The sequence below is a fragment of the Bilophila sp. 4_1_30 genome, from assembly GCF_000224655.1.
Classification (GTDB): Bacteria; Desulfobacterota; Desulfovibrionia; order Desulfovibrionales; family Desulfovibrionaceae; genus Bilophila; species Bilophila wadsworthia.
Window position 1 is genome coordinate 263,670 of record NZ_JH114231.1, and the last position, 6,796, is coordinate 270,465.

At 54.5% G+C, this 6,796-nt stretch carries 7 protein-coding genes; 3 read left to right on the forward strand and 4 right to left on the reverse strand.

Annotated features, from left to right (window positions below; all coding sequences use genetic code 11):
- Positions 1–13 precede the first annotated feature (13 nt).
- From HMPREF0178_RS01295 to HMPREF0178_RS01305, 3 genes are all read right to left on the reverse strand, one after another.
- A complete protein-coding gene (locus HMPREF0178_RS01295; protein WP_009378391.1) occupies positions 14–1,504 on the reverse strand; it encodes a tripartite tricarboxylate transporter permease in 1,491 nt (496 codons plus the stop codon).
- A 51-nt stretch (positions 1,505–1,555) separates the two neighbouring features.
- Complete coding sequence (locus HMPREF0178_RS01300; protein ID WP_009378392.1) at positions 1,556–2,041, reverse strand: tripartite tricarboxylate transporter TctB family protein; 486 nt, start codon at positions 2,039–2,041, stop codon at positions 1,556–1,558.
- 237 nt (positions 2,042–2,278) lie between these two features.
- Entirely contained in the window at positions 2,279–2,974 is a 696-nt protein-coding gene (locus tag HMPREF0178_RS01305) for a FadR/GntR family transcriptional regulator (RefSeq protein ID WP_232281161.1), read from the reverse strand.
- Between the two features lie 705 nt (positions 2,975–3,679).
- Between HMPREF0178_RS01305 and pap the strand changes: the two genes are divergently transcribed.
- From pap to HMPREF0178_RS01320, 3 genes are all read left to right on the forward strand, one after another.
- Positions 3,680–5,173, forward strand: coding sequence for a polyphosphate:AMP phosphotransferase (gene pap, locus HMPREF0178_RS01310; protein ID WP_005027118.1), 1,494 nt, complete (start codon positions 3,680–3,682; stop codon positions 5,171–5,173).
- Between the two features lie 186 nt (positions 5,174–5,359).
- Entirely contained in the window at positions 5,360–5,617 is a 258-nt protein-coding gene (locus tag HMPREF0178_RS21825; protein WP_198134970.1) for a hypothetical protein, read from the forward strand.
- 326 nt (positions 5,618–5,943) lie between these two features.
- Entirely contained in the window at positions 5,944–6,384 is a 441-nt protein-coding gene (locus HMPREF0178_RS01320; RefSeq protein ID WP_009378395.1) for a hypothetical protein, read from the forward strand.
- Between the two features lie 79 nt (positions 6,385–6,463).
- Here HMPREF0178_RS01320 and HMPREF0178_RS21830 read toward each other — a convergent pair.
- The coding region (locus HMPREF0178_RS21830; RefSeq protein WP_009378396.1) for an amidohydrolase family protein at positions 6,464–6,796 on the reverse strand (333 nt) is incomplete at its 5' end.

The window sequence follows — 6,796 nt, forward strand, 5'->3', positions numbered from 1 at the left end:
CTCCTTTTGAGGATTACGCCGCTGCCTTGCGACCGGCGCGGAAGTCGTCGTAAACGGGCTTGAGGAGGACGAGCAAACTGACGAGCAGAATGATGCAGGCCACAGGGCTGGTATAGAAGATGCTGTAGTCGTTCTGGGAAATCGTAAGCGCCCGGCGGAAATTGGCTTCGGCGATGGGCTCGAGGATCATGGCGAGCAGGAGCGGCGGCTGGGGAAAGTCGCACTTGATCATCAGGTAGCCGACCGTTCCGAAGATGGCCACGACAAGTAGGTCGAAGGTGGAGTTGTTGACCTCATAGCCGCCGACCACGCACAGGGTGATGACGATGGGCATGAGCACGGCGCCGGGGATGGCAATGATCTTGCCCGCGCCGCGTACTGCAATGAGCCCGCACACCAGCATCATAATATTGGCGATGATGAAGGCGGCGAAGATGCCGTATACGGTAACGGGATGTTCCACGAACAGGAGCGGGCCGGGGGTGAGCCCCTGAATCATGAGCGCGCCGAGCATGATGGCGGTAATGATGTCTCCGGGCACCCCGAGGGTCAGGAGAGGGATCAGCGCGCCGCCGCATACCGCGTTGTTGGAGGATTCCGTTGCGGCGATGCCCTCCACACAGCCCTTGCCGTACATTTCCGGCGTCTTGGAAAAGCGTTTGGCCTCCGAATAGGCGAGGAAGGATGCCGCACTGACGCCCGTAGCCGGGATGATGCCGATAAGCGTGCCGATGACGGAGGAACGGATGAAGTTCACGACGTTGCCCGTCAAATCCTTGAGCGAGATGCCGCGCTTCGATACTGTGCTTTCCTTAAGGGACACGCCACGGACTACGTCTTCAACGGTTACGAGCACTTGAGAGACGGCGAATAAGCCGACAAGCACGGGAACCAGAGACAGGCCGTTGAAGAGATTGGGGTTGTCGAAGGTATTGCGCATGTCCCCCGTTACGGGATCGAGGCCGATAGTGGCGAGGAACAGGCCCGCAAGCGCGGAAATGAGCCCTTTGACGAGATGCCCGGACGACAGCGAGGCCACCACGGTAAGGCCGAACACGGCCACCGCGAAATATTCGGGAGCGCCGAAGGACATGGCCGCCCGGGCCAGCATTGGAGCGATGAAAATCAGAGCCAGAGCACTGACGATGCCGCCGACGAAGGAGGCTATGGTAGCCATGTCCAAAGCCCGGCGGGATTCTCCGCGGGCCGTGAGGGCGGGGCCTTCAAGCATGGTCGCGGCGGCGGACACAGTACCCGGCGTGCCGACGAGAATGGCGGTGATGCAGCCGCCATAAATGGCTCCCACATACATGCCGAGCAACGCGGAAAAGGCTTCCACGGCGGGCATACCGAAGGTTAGGGGGATAAGCAGGGCCACCCCCATGGCTGCGGTAAGTCCTGGAAGCGCGCCAAAGATGATGCCAAGGGTGACGCCCATAAGGTTTGCCAGCAGGGAGCCCATGGAAATGGCGTTCATGATGCCGTCAAGAATGTTCGCTAACATAAATCCTCTCCAATCCGTCATAGAGATTATCTGTAAAGGAGTTCCGGGCGGCTAGGGGAGCAGAACCTGAAAGAACCAGCCGAAAGCGAAGACGAGTACCGCCGTCGTCAGGACGGCTACGGACAGGATCTCGATGGGCTTGCGTCTGCCCAGCAGTGGAAGCGCTATGAGGAGGAAGAGGAAGGTGCTGATGCTGAATGCCCCGTTAGCCTGAAAGGGCGGATTTTCCATATTCAAGAAGAGCTCGCCGAGTCCAGTCAGGGTAACCAGGTATAGGTAGAACAAGCCGATGAAGGCGAGGATCTTCTTGAAAACCTTGGATTCGGGCCAGTAGACTTTAACGGGGGAGCGGCGGAACCCCTGCACGATGAGAACAAGGCTCAGCGCGGTCAGGAGCACGAGAATACCGGCGGGAAACGCGCCGGGGCCGACATGCTCCATGCCTCCGGCATCCGGCAGGGTAGCGACGCTATAAGCGCCGACGCCGCACAGCCCAAGCAAAATGAAACCGCTGACGACATCTGTGGGACTCTTCATGGCTGTTCCTCTTGGTGGTTCAAGTAGGGGGATGGTTACAGGGCATTCGCCGACATACGCACACCGGCGGCAATAGCCGTACGGCGGAACACTTTCTGAGCTTAGGAACGGATATATGGATTAGGTACGTGAGCCCCTATGGGCGCTGCGGCGCGCTCACCTCCTTGATGTCGAAGGGTGCTTAAGCTTTCAGCAACGGTTCCCCGCAGGCAGAGGGTGGAGATGGCAGTCATCTTGCTAGTCCCTTGCTGTGACGAAAAGGTGTTTGTGAACGATGGTATCGAGATGTTCTTCGACGGCTTTGCGGCAACCTTCAGCGGACTGCCGCTCAAGAGCATCAATGATGCGCAGATGGGAAGCGACTGAGAACTGGTGCCACGATGCGTCGCGTAAGTCCGCGGTCCGACCGCCGGCGTACTGCTCGTTCAACAGAGCCACGGTATTGATGAGCAATCTGTTGCCCGAACACTCCGCTAGGCAGAGGTGGAATTGGGCGTCCAGCTCGCCGTCATCCCCGTCGATGAGTATGCGGCGCTGTTGATCGCAGGCAATGATCTTCAAGCGGTCGAGCTGCTCGGGGGTGCGGCGGAGCGCGGCAAGTTCGGCTACCGCGGGTTCGAGTATCCGGCGATATTCCATGACTTCGTCGAACAGGTGTCCTTCCGAATCCACCGCCTCAAGAATGGCGCTCCTGAGAGGTTCCATGTCCGGCACTCTGACATATGTGCCGTCGCCATGACGGCTCTCAAGGAGCCCCCGCTCGGCAAGGGCATGGATGGCCTCACGGACGCTGTTTCGGGAAACGCCAAAGGACTCCGCCAGAGCCCGCTCCGGGGGGAGCTTGTCGCCATCCCGGAAATGGTTCTCGGCCATGAATTGCCGGAGGCGCTCCGAGAGCTTCTGGTAGTGCCGGGGGCGGACGGTGGTAGGCAAGGGTGTCTCTTTGAGCATCTGAAACCTTTCCTGTTAATTGGTAAGACCAAAATGGCCGATTGTTCTTTTCTTGTCAACCATTTTGAAAGTATCAAACCAATGGGTTGATGTATAAAAATATATATGAACAATATGTTATGGATAATAAAGTGTGGGCATATTTTTTCTGCTTTGTAGAACAGTCGGCACAGTGGAAGGAAAAGGGCTTCTTGGTGGCTTGCAAAGATAAGGCCAAAATACAGCTGATTGGTTGAGTGACTCAAAAAGTGAATTCAATTGGTATGATTTTATGTAATGCTTTACGAACAATGAGTATATTGCAAAAGACAGAAGAAAGGAGCGTGATGCCGTGGCGTGTTCTTTTTGTTCTGACGATGTAAGATGGTATAAATTGGTTTGATAGTATTGTGCACAATATTTTCACTGGGATAGTATGCTTAGTTGGATAGTTTTATGAACTGATGTGAGGTGCTTTCCGGCTTTTGAACCTCTTCAAAAAGACATTACCCTGCGATTACAGACCGTTCGTCCTGTGTGACTGGCTTTGCTTATGGCCAAAAGCTCTCAGCTGGAGCCGCGCCTTTTCTTGAAGGGATGAGCTTGCGTTCATGTGGGCGGGCGCGTAATCTCCTCAAACAATAGTCTATTGATACCTTGCTATAGCCCTTCCCGTTGGGAGGAAGCCGTAGAGGAAAGGAGTGCCCCATGTTTGAGTCCGCGGCATTGGGCCGGAGTTATCCGGCAAAGGAATATGCAGCTCTTGAAAACGACCTGCGCATGAAGCTGTTCAAGGCGCAGGGGACCTGCATTGAGCACAAACTTCCCGTCTTGATTACCATAGCCGGGGTGGACGGTTCCGGGCGCGGCGCCGTCGCCAATATGCTTTCCGAGTGGATGGACGCCAAGACGATCCGAAATCATGTCTTCTGGATGCAGACGGATGAGGAGCGAACCCGCCCTGAAGCATGGCAGTTTTGGAACAAACTGCCTGCCGGAGGCGAAATCGGGGTCTTCTTGGGTGGTTGGTATGGTGGCACCATCAGGCGTTTTTGTTGCGGAGATATCGGCGAGAGGGAGTTCAATGCGTCGATGGAACGCTGGAGGAGGCTTGAGCATACGTTGGCGTCATCCGGGACTGTCATCGTCAAGCTCTGGCTTCATCTCGGTAAGAAGGTCCAGAAGGCCCGTTTGAAAGATCGTCTGAAGCATCAGGAGATCCACCACTTCACCCCTTATGACAAGAAGAGTGCCGAGAACTATGACGGCCTTGTGAGCGCGGCAGCCAAGGCCATTACTCTGACGGACAGGGTGGATGCCCCTTGGACCGTCATCGACGCATATGACGGCAATTTCCGTAATGCGTCGGTAGCCCGGGCCATTATTGCGGCGGTTGAAGCGGCGGTCGCCGTGAAACGGCAGAATGCGGTCCCAGTGGTTCCAACAAAAGCGAGTGAAGAAGAGATAGGACAGATTTCCGCTCTGGATGCCATCGATCTTTCCAGGACGTGCGAACGCGGCGTATACAAGAAGGAATTGGCCGAATTACAATCGGAATTATACGATTTGACGTATAAAGCCTACAAGAAGGGCATTTCCAGCACGATTCTTTTTGAAGGCTGGGATGCGGCGGGCAAGGGGGGCGCTATCCGGAGGCTGACGGCGGGCATAGACGCCCGGATTACCCGGGTCATCCCTGTCAGCGCTCCGACTGACGAAGAGCTCGCCCATAATTACCTGTGGCGGTTTTGGCGTCACATTCCGCGGGCGGGATTCGTCACGATTTATGATCGCTCATGGTATGGCCGGGTGTTGGTGGAGCGGGTGGAAAAACTGACGCAGCCGGAGGATTGGAAGCGGGCTTATGCGGAGCTGAATGACTTTGAGGAACAGTTGCAGGAACATAACAATATCCTGCTCAAATTCTGGCTGCACATTTCCCCGGACGAGCAACTGCGGCGGTTCAAGGAGCGGGAAGAGATCCCGTGGAAAAACTATAAGATCACCCCGGATGACTGGCGCAACAGAGAAAAATGGCCCGCCTATGTGGAAGCCGCCGATGAGATGTTCCTCAGGACAAGTACGGAATACGCGCCGTGGCATATCATTCCAGCCGAAGACAAAAAATGTGCGCGGCTGGATGTAATACGGATATATCGGGACGCCCTCAGGAAGGCCTTGGAACAGAAAAAGAAGAAATGAACCCCGTAGGCGGATTGTCTCGGGAGTGCCGGAAGGATGAATGGCTCCTGAACCTTCTGATCTAATAGAAAAACGCGCCCTCCGTTCCATTAAGAACGGAGGGCGCGTTTTTTAGACTCAAAAGTAAGGCTTCATCGCTCCATTGTCCTTGCCTCTATGTAAGGCAAGGCACTGTTATGAGGAGCGATGTCTGATTTTTTTCTGAACAAGGAGGTTGACGCCTATGGTCGTCAGAACGGAAAACGTCATCCAAAGCACTCTTCCAAGGGGGGACCATTCACTGAGCGGCGTATACTTCCAGAACAGGAATACATCAAACATGAACCAGAATACCGCTGCAAGGGCAAAAACAATCAAAAGAAGAAAAAAGTAAAAGATACGTTTGATGATAAACTCGAATTGGGGAAATTCCATAGCGTTTTCTCTGAGAAAATACGTTTATGAGTGTCTCACTGAATACAACGTCCAGCCTAAAGTTATTTTTCAACAGGCCGGATTGAAAAGAAGCTCAACATCTGTAAGGCGTTTTCATTTGCAATGCAGTTTTCCCGAGAGGCCGTACACACGGCCATATCCCTTCTGGGACACCGATCTGTCATATACAGAATACCAGGAACTGTCTAGAAGGTACCATCATTTTTTTAGGAAGGAATGGGAACTTTCGAAGGGCAGGAGCGCGCATAGCCAGAACCCATCCCGGATAGCGGTTGCGTCCCTTACGGCATCGCGCTATCACCGTCCGAGCATAAGCCTAGGGAAAGGAGATGAGCATGGACTTCATAAAGGTATACGAGCGGATCAGAGAGCGCGGCATGGAGGCGGAATGGGGAACCCTGAACAATGGCTTGCCGCAGATCAGCGTGCGGGTTTTGGGGATTACCTTTTTCGTCGTACCAGATCATTTCCCCGGGTATGAGAAAGTGGAGAGCGATTTCATCTGCCTCAGGACCTTCATGCCCATGGAAACGGTCAATGTGCGCCACAAAGCGTTTCTTGATGCCGCCTTCAATAAAATTGCCAGCAATATCCGAATGGTAAAAATATACAGTGTGGAAAATGATGGTATTCTATATGCCTTTTTTGAGGTACAGGTGCTGAGTACACCCGAGGATTTCGTCCAGAGGTTATCCCTGTATGCGAATGAGTGTGTGCGTGCCATCAGAGAGGTGGCGGCATTCGTCAACAGTCATCCTTCGCTTGCGGAGAGTTGAGCGAAGCTGCCGCTGACAAATAAAAAGCCCTATCCGGTCATTCTCGGATAGGGCTTTTTTTCAAGTGCGGCACAGCCCTTTATTCTTCAAAGGTTCCCTTTTTGCACAGCGTTCCTTCCCGCATCATGCACTCGCCGCGCGCGATAACGGTATGCAGGGCCAGATCGGGCGCGAGCAACAGGATGTCGGCATCGGCGCCGACCGCGATATGTCCCTTCCGGGAGAGGGAGAAAGCCTGAACCACATTGCGGGTAATGGGGCAAAGCGCTTCGGAGAGCGGCATACCTTCCTTTACACAGTCAACAAACTCCGTGTGGAGGCTGCCGAGATCAGAGGCCACAAGCCCGCTGACACTGCCGTCGTCTCCATAACGGGCCGCGCTGCCGTTGCCGTCCGAACTCATCAGGATACG

What these genes read in the sequence shown, in the direction of transcription:
- HMPREF0178_RS01295 (WP_009378391.1), bottom strand. Translation starts at nt 1,504, where the DNA reads ATGTTAGCGAACATTCTTGACGGCATCATGAACGCCATTTCCATGGGC.
- HMPREF0178_RS01300 (WP_009378392.1), bottom strand. Translation starts at nt 2,041, where the DNA reads ATGAAGAGTCCCACAGATGTCGTCAGCGGTTTCATTTTGCTTGGGCTG.
- pap (WP_005027118.1), top strand. Translation starts at nt 3,680, where the DNA reads ATGTTTGAGTCCGCGGCATTGGGCCGGAGTTATCCGGCAAAGGAATAT.
- HMPREF0178_RS21825 (WP_198134970.1), top strand. Translation starts at nt 5,360, where the DNA reads ATGTCTGATTTTTTTCTGAACAAGGAGGTTGACGCCTATGGTCGTCAG.
- HMPREF0178_RS01320 (WP_009378395.1), top strand. Translation starts at nt 5,944, where the DNA reads ATGGACTTCATAAAGGTATACGAGCGGATCAGAGAGCGCGGCATGGAG.